At 60.4% G+C, this 23,105-nt stretch carries 23 protein-coding genes and 1 tRNA gene; 11 read left to right on the top strand and 13 right to left on the bottom strand.

Translation table 11 applies throughout. From position 1 onward, the window contains the following. Window positions 1-37 precede the first annotated feature (37 nt). From BLW62_RS09145 to BLW62_RS09125, 5 genes are all read right to left on the bottom strand, one after another. Entirely contained in the window at window positions 38-2,503 is a 2,466-nt protein-coding gene (locus BLW62_RS09145; RefSeq protein WP_090506776.1) for a heavy metal translocating P-type ATPase, read from the bottom strand. 45 nt (window positions 2,504-2,548) lie between these two features. Next, window positions 2,549-3,358, bottom strand: a complete 810-nt coding sequence (locus tag BLW62_RS09140) for a sulfite exporter TauE/SafE family protein (protein ID WP_090506775.1) — start codon at window positions 3,356-3,358, stop codon at window positions 2,549-2,551. A 168-nt stretch (window positions 3,359-3,526) separates the two neighbouring features. After that, complete coding sequence (locus BLW62_RS09135; RefSeq protein ID WP_090506774.1) at window positions 3,527-3,661, bottom strand: transporter; 135 nt, start codon at window positions 3,659-3,661, stop codon at window positions 3,527-3,529. A gap of 430 nt (window positions 3,662-4,091) precedes the next feature. Then, window positions 4,092-4,176: transfer RNA gene (locus tag BLW62_RS09130), tRNA-Ser, on the bottom strand. Between the two features lie 128 nt (window positions 4,177-4,304). Further along, entirely contained in the window at window positions 4,305-4,502 is a 198-nt protein-coding gene (locus BLW62_RS09125; protein WP_090506773.1) for a DUF5800 family protein, read from the bottom strand. Between the two features lie 126 nt (window positions 4,503-4,628). On the opposite strand from BLW62_RS09125, the gene BLW62_RS09120 reads away from it, so the two are divergent. The 9 genes from BLW62_RS09120 (at window position 4,629) to BLW62_RS09080 (ending at window position 14,298) form a co-directional block, all read left to right on the top strand. Next, window positions 4,629-5,489, top strand: coding sequence for a polymer-forming cytoskeletal protein (locus BLW62_RS09120; RefSeq protein WP_076582246.1), 861 nt, complete (start codon window positions 4,629-4,631; stop codon window positions 5,487-5,489). Between the two features lie 219 nt (window positions 5,490-5,708). Further along, window positions 5,709-6,578, top strand: a complete 870-nt coding sequence (locus BLW62_RS09115) for an electron transfer flavoprotein subunit beta/FixA family protein (RefSeq protein ID WP_090506772.1) — start codon at window positions 5,709-5,711, stop codon at window positions 6,576-6,578. Window positions 6,579-6,580: 2 nt separating this feature from the next. Further along, window positions 6,581-8,152 (top strand): electron transfer flavoprotein subunit alpha/FixB family protein, encoded by a 1,572-nt coding sequence (locus BLW62_RS09110; protein WP_090506771.1) that lies wholly within the window; start codon window positions 6,581-6,583, stop codon window positions 8,150-8,152. Beyond that, window positions 8,152-9,855, top strand: coding sequence for an FAD-dependent monooxygenase (locus BLW62_RS09105; RefSeq protein ID WP_090506770.1), 1,704 nt, complete (start codon window positions 8,152-8,154; stop codon window positions 9,853-9,855). The genes BLW62_RS09110 and BLW62_RS09105 overlap by 1 nt, the downstream gene beginning before the upstream one ends. 2 nt (window positions 9,856-9,857) lie before the next feature. After that, a complete protein-coding gene (locus BLW62_RS09100; RefSeq protein ID WP_090506769.1) occupies window positions 9,858-10,238 on the top strand; it encodes a DUF8055 family protein in 381 nt (126 codons plus the stop codon). 265 nt (window positions 10,239-10,503) lie between these two features. Next, window positions 10,504-11,583: an ABC transporter substrate-binding protein gene (locus BLW62_RS09095; RefSeq protein WP_090506768.1), complete on the top strand. Its 1,080-nt coding sequence runs from the start codon at window positions 10,504-10,506 to the stop codon at window positions 11,581-11,583. Window positions 11,584-11,609: 26 nt separating this feature from the next. Then, window positions 11,610-12,689, top strand: a complete 1,080-nt coding sequence (locus tag BLW62_RS09090) for an ABC transporter ATP-binding protein (RefSeq protein ID WP_090506767.1) — start codon at window positions 11,610-11,612, stop codon at window positions 12,687-12,689. Beyond that, the gene (locus BLW62_RS09085) at window positions 12,686-13,531 is read left to right on the top strand and encodes an ABC transporter permease (RefSeq protein WP_090506766.1); all 846 of its coding nucleotides are present in this window, start codon (window positions 12,686-12,688) and stop codon (window positions 13,529-13,531) included. Before BLW62_RS09090 ends, BLW62_RS09085 begins: the two co-directional genes overlap by 4 nt. Beyond that, on the top strand, window positions 13,528-14,298 hold the full coding sequence (locus BLW62_RS09080) for an ABC transporter permease (protein WP_090506765.1): 771 nt from the start codon (window positions 13,528-13,530) through the stop codon (window positions 14,296-14,298). The genes BLW62_RS09085 and BLW62_RS09080 overlap by 4 nt, the downstream gene beginning before the upstream one ends. A gap of 77 nt (window positions 14,299-14,375) precedes the next feature. On the opposite strand, the gene phoU is transcribed toward BLW62_RS09080, so the two are convergent. Both phoU and hmgB read right to left on the bottom strand, forming a co-directional pair. Then, entirely contained in the window at window positions 14,376-15,047 is a 672-nt protein-coding gene (phoU, locus tag BLW62_RS09075; RefSeq protein ID WP_090506764.1) for a phosphate signaling complex protein PhoU, read from the bottom strand. 141 nt (window positions 15,048-15,188) lie between these two features. Beyond that, window positions 15,189-16,526: a hydroxymethylglutaryl-CoA synthase gene (gene hmgB / locus BLW62_RS09070; protein WP_090506763.1), complete on the bottom strand. Its 1,338-nt coding sequence runs from the start codon at window positions 16,524-16,526 to the stop codon at window positions 15,189-15,191. A gap of 387 nt (window positions 16,527-16,913) precedes the next feature. Here hmgB and BLW62_RS09060 point away from each other — a divergent pair, with 387 nt between their 5' ends. Further along, entirely contained in the window at window positions 16,914-17,669 is a 756-nt protein-coding gene (locus BLW62_RS09060) for a hypothetical protein (protein ID WP_090506761.1), read from the top strand. Window positions 17,670-17,837: 168 nt separating this feature from the next. Here BLW62_RS09060 and BLW62_RS09055 read toward each other — a convergent pair whose 3' ends face one another. Further along, on the bottom strand, window positions 17,838-19,259 hold the full coding sequence (locus BLW62_RS09055) for an ATP-binding protein (protein ID WP_090506760.1): 1,422 nt from the start codon (window positions 19,257-19,259) through the stop codon (window positions 17,838-17,840). A gap of 96 nt (window positions 19,260-19,355) precedes the next feature. Here BLW62_RS09055 and BLW62_RS09050 point away from each other — a divergent pair, with 96 nt between their 5' ends. Beyond that, window positions 19,356-19,787, top strand: coding sequence for a hypothetical protein (locus BLW62_RS09050; RefSeq protein WP_090506759.1), 432 nt, complete (start codon window positions 19,356-19,358; stop codon window positions 19,785-19,787). Window positions 19,788-19,920: 133 nt separating this feature from the next. On the opposite strand, the gene BLW62_RS09045 is transcribed toward BLW62_RS09050, so the two are convergent. From BLW62_RS09045 to BLW62_RS09025, 5 genes are all read right to left on the bottom strand, one after another. After that, window positions 19,921-20,502, bottom strand: a complete 582-nt coding sequence (locus BLW62_RS09045) for a DUF7110 family protein (protein WP_076582226.1) — start codon at window positions 20,500-20,502, stop codon at window positions 19,921-19,923. A 122-nt stretch (window positions 20,503-20,624) separates the two neighbouring features. Next, window positions 20,625-20,969: a glutaredoxin family protein gene (locus BLW62_RS09040; protein ID WP_076582224.1), complete on the bottom strand. Its 345-nt coding sequence runs from the start codon at window positions 20,967-20,969 to the stop codon at window positions 20,625-20,627. Window positions 20,970-21,085: 116 nt separating this feature from the next. Next, window positions 21,086-21,553 carry a DUF6691 family protein gene (locus BLW62_RS09035; protein WP_090506758.1) on the bottom strand — a complete coding sequence of 156 codons (468 nt, stop codon included), beginning with the start codon at window positions 21,551-21,553 and terminating at the stop codon, window positions 21,086-21,088. Beyond that, window positions 21,553-22,107 (bottom strand): YeeE/YedE family protein, encoded by a 555-nt coding sequence (locus tag BLW62_RS09030; protein WP_090506757.1) that lies wholly within the window; start codon window positions 22,105-22,107, stop codon window positions 21,553-21,555. Before BLW62_RS09030 ends, BLW62_RS09035 begins: the two co-directional genes overlap by 1 nt. 92 nt (window positions 22,108-22,199) lie before the next feature. Then, window positions 22,200-22,997: a M14 family metallopeptidase gene (locus tag BLW62_RS09025; protein WP_090506756.1), complete on the bottom strand. Its 798-nt coding sequence runs from the start codon at window positions 22,995-22,997 to the stop codon at window positions 22,200-22,202. Between the last annotated feature and the right edge of the window lie 108 nt (window positions 22,998-23,105).

The following is a 23,105-nucleotide window of genomic DNA, read 5'->3' as shown; positions in this document are numbered from 1 at the left end:
AAATTACTGCAGTGACTGGTCTGCCCCGATGAGTGGGTTACTCCTCGAGCAACGCTCTCGAGGAGTTCGTCACGACGAGGAGGCTGCTCAGCCCCATCGCGATCGCCGCGAACAGGGGGTTGAGCAGGCCGGTGACGGCGAGTGGAATCGCGATGCCGTTGTAACAGAAGGCCCAGCCGATGTTCCCCTTCACGCGACGGTCGGTCGCCTGCGCCAGTTCGAAGACCGTATCGACGGACGAGAGCGCGTCGTCGACGAGGGCGACGTCTGCCGCGTCAGCAGCCATCGCCGTTCCGCCGCCGAGGGCGATACCGAGGTCAGCCGCAGCGAGCGCGGGTGCGTCGTTCGTCCCGTCGCCGACCATCACCGTGTCGCCCGTCGCGGAGAGTCGATCGACGGTTTCGGCTTTCCCCTCCGGCGGGACGCCCGCGAACACCTGGTCGACGGCGGCGTGCTCGCGGAACCGACTCGCCGCCTGCGCGTCGTCGCCGGTGAGGACGACTACGTCGGCATCGGCGTCGGAAATCGCTGTGAGCGTCTCCTCCCAGCCCTCGCGGAGGTCGTCACCGACCACGACGACCCCCTCTGCCCGACCATCGCGACCGACGGCGACCGGGACGCGTCCGGTTTCACGGCCTGCCGCGACCCGGTCGGAGATTTCGTCAGGAACCGTCCAGCCCCGGTCGCGGAACAGATCCGGATGGCCGACGACGACCTCCTCGCCGTCGACGACCCCCGAAACGCCCGTTCGGTGACTCTCGAAGGACTCGACGCGCTCGAGGCTCGCGTCCGCCGAATCAGTCTCTTCCTGAGCTGGCTCACTCGTCGCGTCGGACCCGACCGCGCCGCCGTCCGGAACCGCGCGTTCGGCGGCAATCGCCGCGCCGATCGGGTGAGACGATTGGGCCTCGAGCGTCGCCGCCTGCTCGAGTAACTCGTCGTCGCAGTCCGTCTCGACGACGGTCATATCCCCGGTCGTGAGCGTTCCGGTCTTGTCGAAGACGACCGTCTCCGCGCTACGCAGGCGTTCGAACACGCTGTCGTCGAAGACGACGATCGAGCGCTCGAGGGCGTCGCGAATCCCGGCGGCGACGGCCAGTGGGGTTGCGAGGCCGAGTGCACAGGGACAGGAGACGATCAAGACGGTGAGGCCGACGAGCAACGCGTCCGCCAGACCAGCGCCCGTCAGGAGGTAGACGCTCGTCACGACCACGGAGAGGACCAACACCAGCGGAACGAAGATGGTGGCCAGTTTGTCGGCGAGTTTCTGGATGCCGTGGGTGCCACTCTGGAGGTCCCAGACGAGTTCGCTGATCCGATCGAGCGTGCTCGTCGCGTCCTCGCCGACCTCGATCGTCAGCGTGCCGTTCGAGACCGTCGACCCGCCGACGACGTCGTCTCCGTCGGCTTTCGTGACGGGCAACGATTCGCCAGTTACGACGGCTTCGTCGACTGCCGCTTCGCCGTCGACGACCGTTCCATCGATGGGAACGCGTTCGCCGGATCGGACGACGACCCGGTCGCCCGCCTCGAGGTCCTCGAGGGCCACGTCTTCGGTCTCCCCGTGCTCGCCAAGGCGTCGAGCCTCGTCGACCTGGACGGCCGTCAGATCGGAGAGTCGCTCGGTCGCCTTGCGCTTAATTTCGGACTCGTAGTAGCTCCCGACGGAGACGATGACAATGATCGCGACCGTCACGTCGTAGTAGATGTGGGGGCCGCTGACGGCGATCGAGAGCGTGCTGTAGAGCCACGCGCTGCCCGCTGCTATCGCGACGAGCAAGTCCATATTTGGCGAGCGCGTCTTCACTGCGACGTACGCGCCCTGCAGAATCGGCTTGCCGGTGATGACCAGGATGATCGTCGTCAGCGTACCGATCATCAGATAGAACGGCGTCGCGAGGTCGCTCGCGAGCGTCTCGGTGAAGAACTCGGTCGTCCGCTCGTCGTAGAACAGTCCGCCGAAGTACGTCGGGTAGATGATGACGATGTACTGCATCATCACCATCATCCCCATCATCACGCCGACTGCGATCCGTCCCATCTCCCAGTTGTTCGCGCGACGGCGGCTGATCGAGTCCTCGCGATCGTAGGCGCTGTATCCAAGTCGGCTAATCTCCGTTTTCAGGTCCTCGACCGACACCTGCTCCGGATTGTGATCGATTCGCGCCGTATCGGTGACGTAACTCGAGCTGGCGTTGCTCACGCCATCCGTCGCCGTCGCGACAGACTCGATGAACGCCTCACAGGTCGCACAGTACATCCCATCGACCTCGAGGAACGTCGTCTCGTGATCCGGCGGAACGGACCGGTCCTCGTCGTTTTCGGTGCGAGCCTCGCGAACGTCGTCGGCGTCGACCGTCTCGATGTCGCCGAGCGTTTCGTAGACGTCACGGCAACCCGTACAACAGAATGCGTTGCCCTCCGCGGTGACGCCGCTCTCTTCGACGGGAAGCTCACACAGCGTACAGCCGGTTCGATCTGCGGTGTCGGGTGCGGGTGTCATGTGATCGTCAGTGAGTGGTCATCGATGGTAATCTGAGCGCGTTCGTCAGTGGTGGTCGTGGCTTCCGGTCTCGAGGCCGTCGTAGAACGGCAACTCCGGGTGTGGGACGTGGATTCCCAGGCTCATCAACCCGTGTGCGAGCAGGATATACCCGAGGACGACGAACGCGACCCCGAGGAGCCGGTGGACTCGTTGTCGGTGAACGACGCTGACCGAGTCGATAATGGTTCCGTACGCGAAGACGGCCGGCACCGTTCCGATTCCGAGTGCAGCGAGTGCGAGCGCTCCGCTCGTGGGCGAGCCGGTCGCGAACGCGTAGAGAAACGCCGGGTAGAGAATCGGACAGGGCAACAGCCCGTGAAGCGCGCCGAGACCGACGATTCCGGGACCGTTCGCGAGTCGGTCGACGTATTTTGTCAGCCAGCCAGTGAGTCGCTCGAGGCCGGGGAGTCGAATCCCGCCGGTCGTCCGTCCGCGCACGTAGTACAGCCCCGTGACGATGACGAACGCGCCGATGACGAGTCCGACGCCGCCGCGAGTCGCCTCGACGACCGGCGTCAACTCCGCCGTCGTGACGAACAAGAGGCCACCGAGCGCGCCGAACGCGGCCCCCAGAAGCGTGTAGCTCGCCGTCCGGCCGAGGTTGAACAGCGCGTGCTGGCGAACTTCGTACGTTGTCAGGTGACTCGAGCGGTTCGTTTGCGGGTCGTTCGCGCTCGCATCACTCTCCGGGCTCATCCGACCGGCGTAGACCGTCACGAGCGGGCCACACATCCCGATACAGTGTGCACCCGCGAGTATGCCGATCAGCAAGAACAACACGACGTCGACTCCCAGGAGCGTGAGCGGGTCCATAGCTGAGTAGCGATGCGGTTTCGTACGTCGACCTAGCCACCAGACAGTGTAGTGCGTTTCGCTCGAGTGGCGACGTTCGACGATCGTACCCGTACTGTCTGGGCAAAAATGAGCGGCGAACAGATCGATTGACGTCGGACGGGTCGATGTCGACCGCGACGACGATACTTAGACGCCAGCGATGAGTCGGAGCGCGAGGCCAACGAGGATCAAAATCGGCCCCAACGTGATTCCGATCGGTGGTATCGGCACGATCACGAGCACGATTCCGGCGAGGATGACGAGGGTAGAGAGTCGAACCACGTCCGGGGACGACACTATCGGACGGGAAAAGCGCGGTGATACGGCCTAATCGCCTCGAGCGGCAGAGAGGGCCGGTCAAATTCCAGCCAGCGGAGCCCTCTCACGGACTCGAGCACACGCTCCGCGGTGCTCATCAGTTTGTTGCTGGAAAAGCGCCGAGAGGGAGATTTGAACGACACCGAGACGGTCCGGGTCGCTCACTCCGTTCGCTTCCCGGGCTGCGACTCGTCTACTTCAAACTCCCCGTTCGCGTTTCCACGACGCAGTGGCTCGCTACGCTCGCCATGTTGCGTCGTGAAAAGCGCCGAGAGGGAGATTTGAACCACGGTCGCAGCGAAGCAGTTCCCTGATTCAAATCTCCAGTTAGTCGTCTTTCGCTCACGGATGCGAGCACCGCTACGCGGAGCTCGCGGTTTTGTTCGCGAAAGAACGCCGAGAGGGAGATTTGAACTCCCGAGTCCGTGAGGACAGTAGATTTCGAATCTACCGCCTTGGCCGGGCTAGGCTATCTCGGCTCACTCGTACGTACCCGCGAGACGTTTTTACCCGTTTCGATTTTTCTCCCCGAATGTGAGTCGGTCTCGTCCTCGAGTCACCCACTGCTACCGAGCGCTCGAGAGCGAACACAAAATCACCGCTGAGTCTACGCGAGAATGTCGCCGACGCGACGCGGCTCGCCCTGCAAGTTCGGCTGTTCGGCGACGATTTTCAACACTTCGTGGTCCGTCACGTCGTAGTAGGCTTTCTCGGTTGCCTCTTCGATGAGGGCTCGCTCGAGACGGAATTCCGTGCCTTCGTAGACGACGTCGACGCCATCCTCGTCGAACGCGAGTGTAGTCATACTCGAGTGTACGGGCCAGGAGTCATAAAAGGGAGACGACTCACCCGCAGCTGCGTCCGACGTGCGTCTGACGGCTGACGGACGACGCGCGAGGTTTATTAGGGGATGCCTCCTTTGGGCCGAAGTGTGGCCTTCAGCAGGGATCCCCTCGACGAACTGGTCGTTCCCGACGGGACGGAAGTCAAGGAAGTCGACCTCGTAACCGACGGCGACGTCCTCGTTGGCTCCCGGACCACGATCGAGTTCGGCGTGCGCGGCCGAAACGTCCTCGCCGGCGAGAGCGTCGAGTTTGGCGGTGCGATCGAAGCCGGCGGCGACTGCCGACTCGACATGTGGTGTGACGTCGCCGAGAACGTCCTCGTCGGCCAAGACGCCTACATCGGCGAACGCGTCCATATCAGCGGCGAGATGAAAGTTGCCGGCGACTTAGACATCGGCGACGACGTCGAAATCGAGGAAGGATTCGAGGCGAACGGCTGGATCGTCATCCGAAACCCCATGCCGACGATCGTATTATTGTTCGTCTACCTCAAGCACCTCCTCCTCGTCGGCGAAGAAGACACCGCTCAGCGACTCGTCTCCGAACTCGTCGACGAAGAGGGGGACGCCCAACCCGAAGTCGAACCGCTCGTGATCCCCCGGAACGCGACCGTCAGCGACGACGCCTGGCGAGTCTCCACTCCCGCGACGATCGGCGAGGAGTGTCGTCTCCACGGCAACATCCGCGCCGAAACGATCGACGTGGGAGCCGGGACCACGATTTTCGGTAGCCTCCGGGCTCGAGGCGACGTCACCGTCGGTGGTGACACGCGCATTCACGGCGATCTGACGACTCGGAATGGTGACGTTACCGTCGAAGACGACGGGCGAATTCTCGGCGACGTCTCGTGTGTAGACTTGGAACTCGGCCCTGACGCCGAAGTCGACGGGACAATCCGCGCTGACGGCGAGATATCGATGGGAACGGCCGAGCGCGACGTCGAATAGCGACGGGCGGAACCCGTCGCCGTCTTTTGATTTCTGGCCGTTCTTCGAAATCCCGCCCGTGTTTCGTCCACGTTTTCCACGACAGTCACTCGAGCGTGGATGATCGAACATCGATACTCGAATTTTCGGTGATTTTCACCCCTATTCTTAATACTGATAATTGCGATAGGTGATACCAGGTATGGGAGTGAAAGACACACATTGTAGACGGAGGAGACGATGCGATCGATCGTTCTGACCAAAGGCGTGCCGGACTTCTCGGAGGGCGCCGTGTCGTTCGACGAAGACGGGCACTTAGAGCGCGGCAAGACGCCGACGGTGATGAATCCGAACGACGAGGTGGCCGTCCAGGCCGCACTCCAGACGAAAGTCCGTCACGGCGGGCACGTCAGCGGAATGAGCATGGGTCCGCCGGGGTACAGCGACGTTCTGAAAGGTGCGATGGAAACGGTGTACACCGACGACAGCTACCTGCTCTCCGATCGAGAACTCGCCGCGTCCGACACGTGGGCGACGGCGATCACGCTCAGCGCGGGTCTCGAGACGTACCAAGAGGAGATCGAGGATATCGATCTCGTCTTTGCCGGGTTCAAGACAGCCGACGGCGAAACCGGCCAGACCGGACCGCAGACGGCGTGGGCGATGGACTGGCCGATCGTGACCCACGTTCTCGCGCTCGATATCGACCCGGACGAACGTCGACTACGCGCGAAGCGGCTCGTCGAAGGTGACGTCGACGAAATCGAAACCGTCGAAGCACCGCTTCCGTGCTTCGTGGTCACCGATCCGGAGTTCGAACCCAGCTACAGAACCGCGTCACATCGACTGACCCACAAGCAACTCAGAGCGGAGACCACCGATCGCGCGGCCGACCACGACGAGCACCTGACGACGTGGGACCACGAAGACTTACACCTCGATTCGGAGTACATCGGCCTCGACGGCTCGCCGACCATCGTCTCGTCGGTCGATCCGATTCCGAAGGCCCCCTCCGAGCGCGACGCGACGATGATCGACCCCGACGACGGAGACGAGTTACGCACAGTGCTCGAGGAGTTCCAACCCTACGCAGCGGAGGCAGGTGAGTGACTATGACTGCAATCGACCCCGACGAACACACCGTCGACGAACTGACCGAGCAACTCGAGACGATCGAGGAATCGTCGGAACTCCAGGCGATTCTCGAAGCCGAACAGGCGGGTCAAAACCGGGACACGGCCCGGGAAGCGATCCACGCCAGACTCGAGGCGACTGGCGAGATCGGCTCGGACGAAACCGACGGCGTCGAAGCCGGAACTGAGACCGAAGGTGAGTACGAGGAGACGAAAGAAGACGTCGGCGAAGAGGCCGACGGCGAGGAAGTCGACGAGGTGGCGGAGACGGAAGACGAGGAGCTGGCAGCGTCGGAAGACGAAGACGAGTCCGAACCGGCCGAGCAAACGCGAGATAAGAAACACGTTCGCGCGCTTTCGAACGGCCACTACGAGGACATGTGGGTCTTCTGTGAGACCCAACGAGGCGAGTTACTCGAGGTCTCGCGGGAGATGCTCGGTAAGGCAAGGGGGCTGATGGACCAGTTTGCAGACGACTACGGTGACGAGGAACGGGTCGTCGCGTTCTTGATGGGCGACGACTGCGAGGATCTCGCCGAGGAATGCATCGCTTACGGCGCGGACGTCGCAGTGTATCACGACGACGACCGTCTCGAGCGATTCCTCCACAAGCCATACACCGAAATTTCGGCCCACATGGCCCGCGGTGAGGGAACCGTCGAGAGTACGGACTGGCGGGAGTACGACAAGCCGCGGTACATCCTGTTCCCGGCGACGAACAACGGCCGAGACCTCTCGGCGAAGGTGCAGGCCGAACTCGATTCAGGGCTCGCCTCCGACTGTTCGGACCTCTTCATCGAAGAAGAGGTGGTCTCGAACCCCGTCAAGACCGGCGAACCCGGCGTCAAGAAGACCTTCGAGAAGGTCTTGCACATGAAGCGCCCGGACTTCTCGGGCTTCGAGTACTCGACGATTCTCTGTCTCGACAACCCGAACCGGGAATTCCATCCTCAGGGTGCATCGATTATTCCGGGGAGCTTCGATCCCATCGAACCAGATCACGAGCGAGACGGGCTCGTCGTCGAACACGACATGGAACTCGAGGATGAGTGGTTCCGCGTCGAGATCACCGAACACGATCAACTCGAGGCCGGCGTCGACCTCACGGGCCACGAGGTGGTCGTCTGTCTCGGGCGCGGAATTGCGGACGACCCAACCGAGGGAATGGAACTCGGCCTCGAGCTCGTCGACGCCTTCGGAGACGCCGAACTCGGCATTACGCGGGGGATCGTCACCTCGTCCTACCAGTTCGAGGGCCACGTCGAGCAGTACTCGAAAGAAGAGCGCCAGATCGGTGAAACCGGGCAGGTCGTCGCCCCCGAGTTGTACGTTGCAGCCGGCGTCTCCGGTGCCGTCCAGCACAAAGTCGGCATGGACGAATCTGACACGATCGTCGCGATCAACACGGATACGGACGCCCGAATACGGGACTTTTCGGATTACTTCCTCGAGGGCGACCTCTTCGAGGTGCTCCCACGACTCACGGAAGCGGTCAAATCGGGCGATATCGAACTCGAGGCGGTTGCCGACGGTAGCGGAGGTGACGACTGATGAGTGTACAAACAGACTCGACGACAGCGGCGGAGAGCGAGTACGAACACTACGAAGCAATCGTGGTCGGCTGTGGACCTGGCGGTGCTGCGGCCGCGGCTCGATTGGCCGACCACGGCGTCGAAACGCTCGTCCTCGAGCGGGGCACGGAGGCGGGATCGAAGAACGTCTCCGGCGGACTCGTCTACGCCGAGGAGTCGGCCGCCTACACGGCTGACGACCTCTTCGACGGCTTTCGCGAGGCGGCGAGCGAGCGCCCGGTTACGGAGTACACGATCCATAACATCGCGGGCAATCGCGTCAAGAGCTACGACCTCACGGACCTCCACGAGCACGACACCGACTGGTGTGACGCCGTGCTCCGCCGAGAGATGGATTCGTGGCTCGAAGCCCGCGTCCACGAGAAGACCAGCGAGACGGGCGGCGGCGTGCTCACCGACGTTCGAGTAAACGGTCTCCTCAGGGAGAACGGCGAGATCGTCGGCGTCACCTGCGACGAACTCGAGCCGATCACGGCGGACGTGATCGTCGCCGCCGATGGAGTCAACTCCGAACTCGCCCGCGATGCGGGATTGATGAACTGGGACGAACCGGACGAGTGGTTCCAGGGCGTCAAAGCCGTCGTCGAGATGGACCCCGACACCATCGACGACCGGTTCGGTATCGACGCCGACGAAGGCGCAGCCCACCTGTTTTCGGGCGACCTCTTCGAGGACGTTCGCGGCGGCGGCTTCCTCTACACGAACGAGGACTCGCTGTCGATCGGCACCGTCTTCCACCTCGATAGCCTCGTCGAGGAACAGGCCGAACCCCACGAACTGCTCGACGCGTTGCTCACCCACCCGCTGTTAGCCCAGTGGCTGGGCGACGCGTATCACGAACGCGAGTACGCCGCGAAACTCGTTCCCGACTCGAAGAAAGTGGCTCACCGGGAGCCCTACCGCGATCGACTCGTGCTCGTCGGCGACGCCGCCGGTCAGATGCAAGCCCAGGGGCCGATCATCAAGGGGATGAACCACGCGATCACCGCGGGCGCGCTCGCAGCCGACGCGTTCGTCGTCACGCGGGGTAACTCCCACCCCGAAGCCGCGGGCCGTCGCTACACGCAGATGCTCGAGAAGTCGGGAACAATGGACAAACTCCGCCCTCGTCGCTACGAACTCAGCCGAAGCGTCGGCGAACGCGATGCGGTGGCGAATGCCGTCGACCGAGTGCTCGAGTCGCCCGTCGGCTCGCTCGCCGTGGGCAACCCGATCGCGAAGCGCCTGATGAAACGAGCCTACAACTCACCGTTCCTCGTGTCGATGTTGCCCGACACGAACACCGGCTACGTGACGCTGCCGACGGTCATCGCCGAAGAACACGGGCGAACGATCCGTTGGGACAGCGACGTCGAACCGCCGACGCTCGAGGAACGAATCGGCGACCTCACCTACGATACGGACGTGGGCAATCCCCACATCGAACTGCTCGACGAGTCCGCAGCGGCGAGCGGTGCTGCAGTGAGCGCCTGTCCAGTCAGTGCACAAGATTTCGGTGCCGGGTGTTATCGCGCCGAGACGGTTCAGACGAACGGCACTGCAGAGACACTGATCAGCCTCGATACCCAACCGTGTATCGAGTGTGGAACCTGCGCCGTCGTCGCAGATACCGACTGGGAACACCCCCGCGGCGGCAAGGGCGTCGAGTACCGAGAGGGGTAGCCGTGTCTCGATACGGCCCTCGAATCGCCGCGCTCGAGCGTCAGGCCCTCCGGGACCGACGTGCACTCACGGAAATCGACAGCGAGGACGACCCGGCCGTCGTCGATCCATCGCCGTATCTGCGCGAGGGTGCCGGTCGAGCGATTTTGCTCTACGTCGACGCCCGAACTGGGGAACAATTCGTCCACCTCTCACCCGCCGAATTCGAGGCACTCGAGCGAGCGTTGAATCACTGGCTCGAGTGCTACGCTCGGTGTCACGGCGTCGAATTGGATGCGACATTTTCCGTGCGGGAGGCGGCCGAGTTACTCTTAGACACCCGGAATATCGACGACGTCGCGCAGTTGCTGACTGGCGTCCCGCCTCGAGTCTCGCACTCGTAGCCAGTTCGGGTGAGAGAGTCAGTGTCGAGTTGTTGGATTTTATTCCACGAGGTTGAATTATTGTAAAAATACTCGCTGTAGCGAGTCGTATCATATTTGGTCACTTCTGCCGGTAAAAGGTTGAAGATCAGAAAATATCGAGATATTACTGCTGGTCAGCCAGGGGTAACTAGCGTTACTATTGTTCAATCACGTAGTGTATATCCTTCCTCTGTTTGTATTATATCTCGAAAGATTAATTATGTCAGGGTAACTCGGCCTGAGTATGCGTGACGTTAGTACGGGAGAGAACCCCACACGCGGAATGTCGCGACGATCGTACCTCCAACTCGGTGCTGGGGCGTCTGCGGTGGCGTTAGCTGGGTGTCTTGGGAGTGGAGAGACGCTGACCTATCTCAATCGTGGCGGTGCGATACAGGACGCCGAAATAGAGGTACTCCAAGAGTGGGAAGACGAGAACGATATCCAGATCGAGTTCGACGAACAGCCGGACGACACCGATATGATGGAGCAGATGTCGACGGACCCCGGGGGATACGATATCGTGACGCTCTCTCCCTACGGATACGCGCTGGATTCCGTCCAGTACGCCGACGAGGATCTGTTGCTCGACATCGACTACGACGAAGTCCCGAATTACACGGAAAACATCCAAGAAGAGTGGCAAGATCAGGAGTTCTTCGGCGACAAAGGACTGTTCTATCACGTCTCCGCCCAGGGAATCGGATACAACACGGACGAAGTCGACGAAATTACCTCCTGGGACGACATCAAAGACCCTGACCTAGAAGGCGAAGTGACGCTGTTTAGCAGCGGTCCAACGCGATTCGGGAACTCGTGTGCGGCGCTGGGTATCGACGTCGCTGACGCGCTCGAGGACGACGACCTCTACGACGAGGTCATGGACGAAATCGAGGAGATGGACCAGTACGTCTACCAGTACTGGGATTCGGGCCAGGACTTCATGGGCGACCTCAGCGAAGAGGAGGCCTACGTTGCCGACGCCTGGGGTGGTCGCGTCGAAACGCTCGCAGAGGATGGCGACCCAGTCGACTACGTCATTCCCGAAGAGGGCTGTATCAGCTGGTCCGTCGCCTTCTCGATTCTCGAGGAGAGTGACATGCACGAAGAGGCCTACGACCTGCTCAACTGGATCTACGAGGAAGAGACGGCCCTCGAGATGGTCGAACATCACTACTACCCAATCCCTCTCGAGGGCGACCACGACGAACTCGAGGGCCGCTTCGAGTCCCTCGACGCGGACGACGTGTTGACCTTCGACTGGGAGCTCGTCGTCGAAAACATCGAGCGGATCGAACAGGATTTCGCCAACATCACCGGATAACCCCCGACAGAGACACTTTCACAATAATGCTCGAAGTAAGCGAATTGACGAAGACCTACGGGTCACTCCTCGCCGTCGACGACCTCTCGTTCAAACTGGAGCAAGGCGAGTTCGCGACCTTGCTCGGACCGAGTGGCTGTGGGAAGAGTACGACACTCCACGCCATCGCTGGCCTTCGCGACGCGACGGACGGGACGGTCTACCTTCGCGGTGAGGACGTAACGAACGTGCCGACGAACGAACGGAACATCGGATTCGTGTTCCAACACTCCGCGTTGTTCCCGCACATGACGGCCCACGAGAACATCACCTATGGGCTGAAGATGCAGGAATTCGAGGGTCGCGATCACGACGAACAGGCCGAGCGATTCCTCGAGATGGTCGAACTCGACGGCCACGGCGATCACAAGCCGACCGAACTCTCCGGCGGACAGCAGCGTCGCCTCTCGCTCGCCCGTGCACTCGCGTACGAACCCGACATTCTGTTGCTTGACGAACCGCTGACCGGGCTCGACCGCGTCCTGCGCGAGACGATGCGAAACGAGATTAAGAAGATCCAACAGGAAGTCGACGTCACGACGTTACACGTCACGCACGATCAGGCTGAAGCCCTCTCGATGTCCGACCGCGTAATCGTGATGAACGAAGGGAAAAAAGAGCAAGAAGGGACGCCCAAGGAACTCTACCGAGATCCAGAGACCGAGTTCGTCGCGGAGTTCGTCGGCAAGTCAACGAAGTTCACCGGAGCGCCGACGCAATCGGCACGCGGCGACGGCGACGGCCAGGTGATGGCGTCGAACGCGACTCCCGTCAACGTCGGCGACCTGCAGGTTCACGTCGATACATCGGCCGACTTCGAGGACGGACAGCGCTCGCTGTACGTACGTCCGGAGGAGATTACCGTCCGCGAATCACCGACGGAAAAAGTGGCAAACAGTTTCTCGGCGACGATCTCCCACATCGAGTACCTCGGCCACCGAAACGAGATCGAAGCAACGCTCGAGGACGGCACCGCCGTCACTGCCTACGGTGACGCCTCGGTCGACCTCGAGGACGGCGACGAGATCGGCATCGAATTCGATCCGGCGGACGTGATCGTGCTATGAGGACGATCAGGCTCGATTCGGTCTCGCTCCCACCAGCGCTGCGCAAACGCGTGTCGGCACGGACACTCGTCGGACTCGGATTGGTGTGGCTCACCGTCTTCTTCATCGTCCCCGTCTTGTATCTCCTCGTCGAGAGTCTCAACTTCGGCGACGGCGGACTCTTTACGTACTACGAAACGGCGTTGAGCGGCGTTTACGGCGAAACATTGGTACGGACGTTCCTGTACGCATTCCTCACGACGGCCATCTGTCTGGTCCTTGGCTACCTGAGCGCGTACTACATCGCGTTCAAGTCGAAACGAGCGATCCTGTTGCTCTCGTTAGTCCTCTTGCCGCTCTGGATCGCGATCATCATCCGGTTCTTCGGGGTTCGGTTGTTCTTCATCTCCTCGGGGCCGGTCCAGCAGGTGTTCGGCACTGACTTCGGATTTCTCTTCTCTCGGAACGGCGTCATACTCGGACTCGTCTGTGCGTTATTGCCCTTCGCGGTCTTACCAATCTACAACTCGCTCCGATCGATCGACGACGAACTGATAAACGCCTCTCACACGCTCGGGGCGAGCCAACTCCAAACGCTTCGAACGGTGATTTTGCCGCTGAGTTATCCCGGAATCATCGCGGCGACGCTGTTCGTGTTCATCCTCGCCGCCGGATCGTACCTGGCACCGTCGTTCCTCGGTAGTTCAGAGAACCTCATGATGGCCAACCGAATCGCCGACGCACAGGGCTACAGCGTGGCACTCGCCTCCGCCATGTCCGTCGTGTTTACGGGTGGCCTGTTGATCCTCGTCGGCTTGTTCAACCACTTCGCAAACGTCTCGGAGGTGCTCGGCGACCTATGAACGAACGACTCGAGCGACTCGGACTACTGCCGGTGCTCGGACTCGTCTACGTCCTCCTGTTGTTACCGGTCGTCATCGTCGTGTTGACCTCGTTTACCGTCAGCGAGCAACCGACGATTCCCTACGACGGCGTGACCCTCGAGTGGTACGTCGAACTCCTCTACAATTCGCGAATCTACGATAGCATCATCTCGAGCGTTATCGTCGGCGTCGCCGCATCGCTACTGGCTGGTGCGATCGGGACGGCGACGGCGTTTGGCTTCGTCAGAAGCGAAATACCCTACAAGGAGACGCTCGCAACGGTGATGTTGCTCCCGATCATGATCTCGCCGGTTATCATCGGCCTCGCACTGTTGCGATTCGGCGGCACGGTCGGAATGTCCAGTGGCTACCCCGTCATCATCTTGACGCACACCGTCCTGACGTTCCCGTTCGTCTTCTTGATCGTCCGTTCTCGGTTGCTCACCTTCGATACGCAACTCGAGGACGCCTCCCGGACGCTCGGGGCGAACAACATCGAGACGGTGTGTAACGTCACGTTGCCCCTACTGGCACCGGCGGTCGCTGCCGGTATGCTGCTGGCGTTCGTGATCTCGTTCGGCGAGTTCACGGCGACGCAGTTCCTGACGGGCGCTGGCTCACAGACCGTACCGATCTACATCTACAACCAGATCGGGACCGGTCTCAGCCCGGAGATCAGCGCGCTGGCGACGGTGCTGGTCGTCGTTATGATCGCCGCTGGCTACCTCGGCGATCGACTCACTTGAACACACCCCGTCTTCAACGGAAGCGAATTCGGCACAAGCCCGGATTAGAACGTCAGTTGGGTTAGCAAATCAGCAAATCAGTAAATCAGCTCGTCGTCGTTTTCGACCATGTACACCGTCCGGGCAGCGATATTGACGGCGTGGTCGCCCACGCGCTCGAGATCCCGAATCGTCAACAGGAGCCGTGAGACGTCCTGTAAGAGCGCTTCGATCTCTTTAGGGGAGTCGAGTTCGCGTTCGATCAGGTCGCGAACGACGATTTCGCTGGCTCGCTCGGCGAAGTGATCGAGGTCGTCGTCTCGGTCGGCGAGTTCGCGACAGGAGTCGGTATCCTCCACGTCGTAAGCAACCATCGCGTTCTCGATCATCTCGAGCGTCAACTCGCCCATCTCCTGGACGTCGACGTCGGGAAAGAGATTCTCCTGTGCCTCGAGCGTATACTCGCCGAGGTTGACCGCGAGATCGGCGATTCGCTCGAGATCGGTGATGATCTTGAAGGAAGCGGCGATAAAACGCAGATCGCTCGCGACGGGTTGTTGAAGCGCCAGCAGGTCGATACACTGCTGTTCTAACTCCAGATACATGCGATTGATCTCGCCGTCACCTTCCATCACTTCTCGAGCGAGTGCTTCGTCTTTCTGCTCGAGGGCATCGAGCCCCATCCGAAGACGCTCCATGACAATCTCACTCATGTAGAGAATATCCTCTCGGAGTTCCGTGAGTTGTTCTTGATACGATTGTCGAGCCATGACTCACGCACCTTTCCGGGCGAAGAAATACCTTGCGCTCACGTCACCGTTTTTCGACAGGTCTAGAAGGGCGTCGGTAGGGATTGAACCGATTCGACTGGAACAACTGACGTTGCAAAACCGATGGCGAACGAATCGAGTCTACTCGACGTAACGATACTTTCGTTCACCCATCCGACCCCACCCATCGAAGACGAACTCCGAATCGGGTGCAGTGAACTCCTCGACGTCGACGTCCATGTCGTGATTGTGGACGTCGTGGACCTCCTCGTAGTCCGCCCAGGAGAGGTCGTAGCGGTCCTCGAGTTGGTTGTCGATGTTCAGCGCTTCGATCTCTCCTTCCCAGCCGTCCTGGACGATCTCGGAGTGGATTTCGGCCTGGGCACCACTACCGTAGGATCCGACGAGGAGTTGCTTCCCCGTCATGTCACGCCCCGCTTCGAGTGCGTGTTTGAGTGCGCTGATTCGGGCGATGTGGACGGAGCCGGTGTACCAGTTGCCGACCTCTCGAGAGAGCGTGAGCGTCGGATCGATCGTCTCCGCGTACCACTCCTGGTAGGCATCTGTGTCCTTGAGTGCGTCCATGTACTCCCGAAGCGCGTCGTGAAACTCCTCGTCGGTGTCGAACGCCTCGGAACGGGGTTGGCGGCCGATTTCGTCGGCCAAATCGTCTTCGAACGAGGTGTCGCGCGTAATGTGTCGGTACCCGAGCAAGCCGGCTTTGCGGACCATGCCGGGGAACGGCGTGTGGAACGGAATAAACGCGAGATCGTCGGGGTGGACGTCGCCTGCAACCTGTTCGTAGTCCTGTAACGCTTCGCGCATACGAGCGAGGTAGACCTGTACCGAGCGTTTGCCGTCGACGGAGGGAAACTGCTGATTCGGCTTGAGGAAGTCCGTTTCGTCCGCAGAGCCGTAGCCCTGTTCGGTCGAGAGCGTGACGAAATCCGGATCCTCGCTGATGAGCATCGCGACGGCACCCGCACCCTGCGTCGCCTCACCGGCGTCACCGCGTGCGTACAGCGCCGTATCGGTCGCGATGACCAGTGCCGAGCGACCTCGATTCCGGCCCGCGCGGATCCAGTTGTACGCGTCGTCGAGACTCTGCGTCCCGGCGATACAGGCGAACTTTCGCTCTCCTTTGTTCGCGTGGTGGAAGTCGCCCTCGAACACCTGCTCGAGGCAACCAGCGACGTACGTCGAAACCGGCTTCGAGTTGTCGAACGCGCTCTCGGTCGCGACGTCAATTCGGCCGATATCGTCGGGATCGAGGCCTTTGCGTTCCATCAGTCGGTGGGCGGCGTTCGCACCCATCGTAACGATATCTTCGTAACTGTCGGGGAACGAACTGGCGTTGAGGCCGAGCCCTTTGGTGTACTTCTCGGGATCTTCGTCCTTTTCGGGGGCGAACGTCCCGGGTAAGTCGAGTTTGAGATTCCCGGTCCAGATTTCGACGGCGTCGATACCGACTGCAGTCATATCTCTTTCATACTGGTCCGTCCATATGATATTGTCGTTCGCTATTTCGTCAATTGACGAGTCAGTTTGCCACGATGGTATCGCATACCCTCCACCGTGTCCGACCGAGTAGCGACTCGAGCACGCACTCGAGATGTGGACGGACACCAGCATGGAACGGAAACAGGACCAAGAACGAAACGGGTCGGTGTCACGTCGAGACAAAACGGGTGGTACCGAATCGACACGAAACGAACGCAACGACTCGATTGGCCCTCAGCGTATCCACAATCGGATGGTTTTTACTCGATCGAACGATCAGCGGTGTGGTCACGACGTGCATTCTCGAACGACGACGCGAAAAGGCAGCGACTTACTATGTATTGGTTCGGGCTACCACTATCGCGAATGAGGCCTGCCGAAAAACAGTTCACGGCCCATCTGGCCGACGGCGAATCGGTGCAGGATCTCACGTCCGGGAGCGTGCTCGAGACGCCATTACGCGGTGAGGCCGCAGTTGGCGTGACCGACCGCCGAATACTCTGCGTCTCGAACGCGGGCGAGTACATCGCCGTTCCCTTCGAGTACATCTGTTCGATTCACAGCAATCGACGGACGAGGACTCGCTATCGCAGCGATGGCGAACGCTCGCATCGAACACCGCTGTGGGGTGGGTTGGCCGTCTTGAGCGCCGCCAGCATCGGTCTCGCACTTGCGTTTGCACTCGATGTGAGCCAAATACTGGCGACGGTCGCCCTCGCCGCTGGAACGATCGCGATCGCAGCAGGCGTTCAACACGTCCGCGGCCGATCACGCGTCAACCGATCGTACGAATCAATCCTGGTCGGAGCGGGAATCCTCGCGTTGGCCGTGCTCGCGGGTGTCGCCATCTTCGTAACGAGCGTCTTCATCCCACTATACGCACTCGTTACGGTAGGGGGGCTGGCACTCGCGGCCTACGCCGCTCGCTATTCCGACCAGCTCGAACCACCTCGACTCGAGCGACGTCACGAGACGTTCCTCACCATCAATACGGTCGACGGTGAGACCGTCCGCATCGTGGTCGACGCCAACGCTGATTTGGCCCGAACACTCGCCACGAGCGTCTATCGACCCGAGCGAGGACCGACCGTCGGTCAATCGATTCCAACACCTTCCGACTAATCGACCGCGAGCTACTTTTCCAAAACGTTCCCATGCGACCGTACGTGTCCGTGGCTCGTAGGGAGTCAACTCGAGGGAGGGCGGACCCGTATGTCGCACATACTCGAATACCTTCTGTAATCGCCGTCGAAAACCGCTTCACCATCTCGTCGCTCGAGTGAGACCAGATCAGACCAATACGAGCACACTCGAGATGAGGAGTCCATAACAGAGGAGTACCGTGAGGAGTGCACCCAGCCGATACAGGTACCGTTCGTATCGACGTGGTCGGCTGGCGTAGTGTCGACTGACGAGGGCGGTTTTGAGCCGTCTGATCGAGCGAGCGTACCGGGCCTCGAGTATCGAAATAGCAGACAGGTGATACCAGACGAGTAAGTCGTAGAGGTAGACAACCATCGCACCGAGTTCCCACAGCGGCTCTGCGGTGTTCTCCGGTGGGTTGTGCCGGTCGAGTCGTCGCTCGAGTGACGGTTTTTGATCGGGGACGGAGAGCGACGACGCAGAAGTAGCCGATTCGTCGTAGCGGATTTCGGTCCGCTCCACGGTGTTGGCCCCAAAACCACCACTCACGTCCGTTTTCGACGCAGACGCTCCCGGTCTGTTTGCTCGACGCGAGGTGGATAACGCCGACTGACTCGAAGACTTGGACGATGCCGACTGACTCGATGATTGGGACGACGTCGACTGGCCAGAAGACCCGGACGACGAATCTGCGGAGTCACCGGAGGCCGCCATCGAATCGGGGTCGTTGACATCGTTCGGTTGGTCAGTCCGACGCGTTCGATCGAGATCCTCGAGTGACGGCGTCGAACCGACATCGTCGGTTCGCCGGAGCCGAAACTGAACGCGGTCGACCGATTCCGCCCAGTCAGTCTGCACGAGTGCTTCACCGTCGTCTAACGTCTGTACCGTCTCGGCGGACTCGGTGCCGATAATTCGGGAGACGACGGTCGTGTCGTTCTCCCAGGTCAGGCGATGCCAGACGAACCAGTTGCACTGAGTGATGAAGTCCTTGTCGACCGCAGCGGGTCGCTGGGAGAGCGCACAGATGCCAAGGCCCCGCTTCCGGCCGCGCTTTGCCACTCGGATCAACAAGGACTTCAGATCGCTTCCACCGGTCCCGCCCTGTTGTGGGATAAACTCGTGGGCTTCCTCGAGCAAGAGTAAGAACGGAATTCGGTACTCGTGTTCGGCGATGAACAGGGCCTCGACTGTCGCCTCGAGAACTGCCGCCGTTTCCTCCTCGTCGTGGTACGTCGAAACGTCGAGTACGATCGGAACGTGCTCCTCGAGTGCGTACGACGTCAGTTTGTCTGCGCTCTCGCTGTCGATCTGGAGGTCACAGCGATCGGCGCCGCCGACGTGCATGAGGTTCTCGTAAGTCTCTTGCAAATCGACGTACTCCCCGTCGGTATCGACGAGCAACAACGGGAGATTCCGATCGAGTAACTCTTCGACGACGACGCTCGCCGTGTTCGACTTGCCGCTGCCCGACTTGCCAGTGATGAAGCCCCGTCCTGTGAGGATTTCCTCGGCTGGAAACGCGAAGTCGTCGGTCGACACTGCCAGTTGTTCGACGGAATCGGGCATTCGCTCGAGCCTTCGAATTCGTGCTATAAATACTTCATGTCAATATTGCTGTTCGATACCTCAACGTTTTTCTCGGATGGGTGTACTTGAAGGGACATGAACTGGAAGCGGACACTCGAGAGAATCAATAATCGCGTGTTCGGGGCAATTGCCGGCGTCACGATACTCTTGACGGCAGCGATGGTCGGCGCCGTCGCACTGCTGTCCGGTGATGTGACGGCCAGTAGTGATAGACTGCAGTACTATGTGCTCCTCACAGCTATCGCGTTCGTGACAATCCTGTGGAGACTCGACGAAGACGACGCCGACGGGGTAACCGTCCTGATTGCGACGACGGGAATCGCCCTCGGCAGTGGAATCTTGGTAGCCCTTTCCATCGAGGGACTGCGCTATGGCCTGTCGAATCCCGATCAGATCGTCAGTTCACAGTTGATCGTGTACTTGCTCGCGTGTGGCCTCGTCTGTACTGGGCTCGGAATGTGGTGTTTCCGACACTGGCGCGAGTTCACCGTCTACGACTCGGCGTAACGGTCGGAGCACTCGCTCTCGAGACGAAAACGATCGACTCGTGAAGGATCTCTGGTCGCGAAACCGAATCGGCTGAGAACGGACACTCTTTCTCGAATTCACTCGACTCGCTACCGAACTCCACTCCACTCGGCTAGTCGCTGATGAACTTGTTGTCTCGCCAGTTAACGCCGTTTTGGCCAGAGGAGTGTTCTCGAGGCCCTTCGACCACTTCGATGTCTGCCGGACGCGCTTCGCCTTCGACGATCCGCGTCGCCTCGAGGTCGCCGCTGTGTTCTGAAATCGCGGTCAGCGTCCCTTTCTCCGCTGCCTCCGCAATTTCACAGAGCACGAGGAACATCTGGTACTGCAACAAGGAGTTCTGGAGAACCGTCTCGCGGTCGCCTTTGAACGCGGCGAACTCGACGAGTTCGGATTCGATCTCCTCTTCTTCCTCCTCGTCCCAGCGGAACGAGTTCCGGCGCTCCTCCGGATCCTCTTCGTACACCCGGTTTTCGGTGACACTCGCTTTGAGTTGTGCAGTTGGCGTGTACTTGCTAACGGATTCATCCTCGGCGACAGCTTTGAGAATGAGAGTATTATTTCGCCGCGTTATCTCCACGTCGGCGACTCCATCTGGGTATGTAGCTTCGTCGATGTGTTCGCGTAGGTCTTCGAGGGGCAATTCGAGCGTTGAATGCAGCCGATATACGTGTCTGGATTCCTCTGTTGACATGAGTGGATGGTCTGCGGCGATAGTCGCTGAGTTCCTAGTACGAGCGCGTGACTTATATGACCTGCTATTGAATACGCCTCGAATCAATCCGGATACATGTACTATCGGATTGCGTGTGTTACTTACGCTGTTTCGAGTGTCTCGTCCAACTCTCCGCGCTCCTCGAGTTCTTCGAGAACGTCGGATCCACCAACGAATTCGCCGTCGACGAACGTCTGGGGAATCGTCTCCCAGCCACTGTGTCGGTTGAGTGCGGCGCGGTACTCGTCGAGTGAGTCGAGGACATCGACCGTTTCGAACTCCTCGCGGTGTTGGGAGATGAGCCCGAGCGCTTTGCGCGAGTAGCCACACTGTGGCATGAGTTCGGTCCCCTTCATGAAGAGGACGACGTCGTTGTCGGCGAGGAGGTCGTCTACCTGTTCGTCGACTTCGTCCTGATCGAGGCCCTGGTTCGGTGGGAACTCCATGTCTGAGATATGTCGACGAAGGGGGATAGACCTTGCGTCATCACATCCGAACTGGTCACCGAGATATCGGGCCTCGAGACTCTCTCGATGATTCGAGCGTGAAAATTCGCCCACTCTCACTCCGCTGTGGGTGTCGATGCGTCTGTCCTGGCACTCGTCGAGCGCCAGTAGCCTTGAATGTACGCACCGACGAACATGCCCGCGATTCCATAGAGGATGAAGATGTTACCCACGCCGAGACTGGCGTAGGCTGCCCCGGGACAGATTCCGGAGAGTCCCCAGCCGACACCGAAGATTCCGCCGCCGAGAACGACGTTCGTATCTAGCGTCTTTAGTCGGCGTTCGTAAACGGTGCTGGTCAACGGAGCCTCACTCCGGAAGAGCTTCACGCCGAAGAACGTGAGTCCCGTTACGACAGCCGCACCGAACATGACGAACAGCAGTCCGAAGTCCTCGAACGTGAGGAAGTTCAGGACGACCTCCGGCTGTGCCATGTGACTGAATCCAAGCCCGAAGCCGAAAATGAGCCCGCCAGCAAACACCAGCGGAAGGAACAACGGATGTTGCTCGTGGTCGGCGCTCATTACGGGCTCACCCCCACGGCCTGCACCAACTGTGCCGTTCCAATCGCAATCAGGAGAAACGTCGCGACGCCGACAAACGACGCACTCGAGGCAGAGCCGACGCCACAGACGCCGTGGCCCGACGTACAGCCCTTCCCGACGCGCGTGCCGATCCCGATCAGAATGCCACCGAGGAACAGCCGCCACGGCTGGACGTCAGTCAACCAGATCGTAATCCCGCCGATGTCACGAAGTTCACCAGTCGTTGCACCTGGTTGCAAGCCACTCGAAACCAGACCTGACTGGAACGTCAATGCGTAGACGGCCGCACCGGCGACGATTCCGAGTGTGAACACGACGCGCCAGTCACGCGACGCGCGATATTGTTGAAATTGGGAGAGGTTCGAGCCGTAGGAGAGCGTCGACTCCAGGAACGTACTCGCTCCTGCAGCGATCCCCGTTCCGAGGTAAATGACGGCAACCCCGAGTCCGACTAACAGCCCCCCGAGCGCGTAGTGGCTGATCCCGTTCGGGAACAGCTCCGCAAGCAACCCGATAGTGAGTGTTGCACTCATTATGCTCCGGAAAGGGAGGCCAGCGTATCAAACCTACCGACCCGGGGAAACTTGTGTCCATCTCGGACGCCGACGCACGACTCGCCGCCGCGTTACTCGGCAGTCGACTGAGACGACACGGTCTCGAGTTTCTCTGCTGCGTATCCGAACACGTTCCGATAGCCGTTCGAGGACATGAGAATCGGATAGAACGCCTCCTCTGCAACCTGTCGGTTACCGTCGGCAGCGGCGAATGGATCGCCCGGCTTCACTTCCGTGAAGTTGTCGACGAAGACTTCGTAGGTCTCGGCTCGCTCCTTCCGAATAACGTCCGTCAGTCGATAGATTGGGAGTTCTCGATGGATCGTATCGCCCGGGAGCGCACCGACGGCAGTGAGGAACGCTCGCATCAGTCGGTCTGCGTTCTGAGCCGCCGTTTCGGATCCCTGAAGACCACACTCGACTTCGATCGTATCGATTTCGGAGAAGAGCCGCCCCTCCGCAAAGTTGCTCGTCTCGACCATCGCTGCGACCGGCAACTGCGGCACGAGTTCACGCGCTCGGTCGGTCACCTCGTTGACGATCGCGAACGGTTCGGCGTGACTCTGCGTCGAGTGCATCGAAAAGGTCAGACAGCCATCGAGTTCTTCGACCAGCCGAGCAGCGAGGCGACCCTCGTGGGTTGCCGCGTCTGTATCCCCCGGAAACGCTCGATTCAGGTCTTCATCGACGAATCGGACCTGTCGCTCGAGTGCCTTTTCGTTCGCCACGATGAGTTTGATCGGCTGCGAAACGGTCGGACGCTCCTCGAGCAATCGCTTGACGGCCCGAACACCACATGGCTCGTCTCCGTGAACACCTGCAACGACAGCAATCTCAGGCGTTCCCGACCCGAGCTGTGCAACGTTCATTACCGACTAGTTGGACTCAGCGCCAAAAGGCGATTCGGTCTCGTACCCGGACGAGACTATCTCACGGACCACGGAGGTTGTAAATTGCCCCCACTATCTGCGTTCCGA

This window comes from Natronorubrum sediminis (assembly GCF_900108095.1).
GTDB lineage: Archaea > Halobacteriota > Halobacteria > Halobacteriales > Natrialbaceae > Natronorubrum > Natronorubrum sediminis.
Note: the sequence above shows the minus strand (reverse complement) of the source record. Positions and strands in the feature narration are given on the sequence as shown.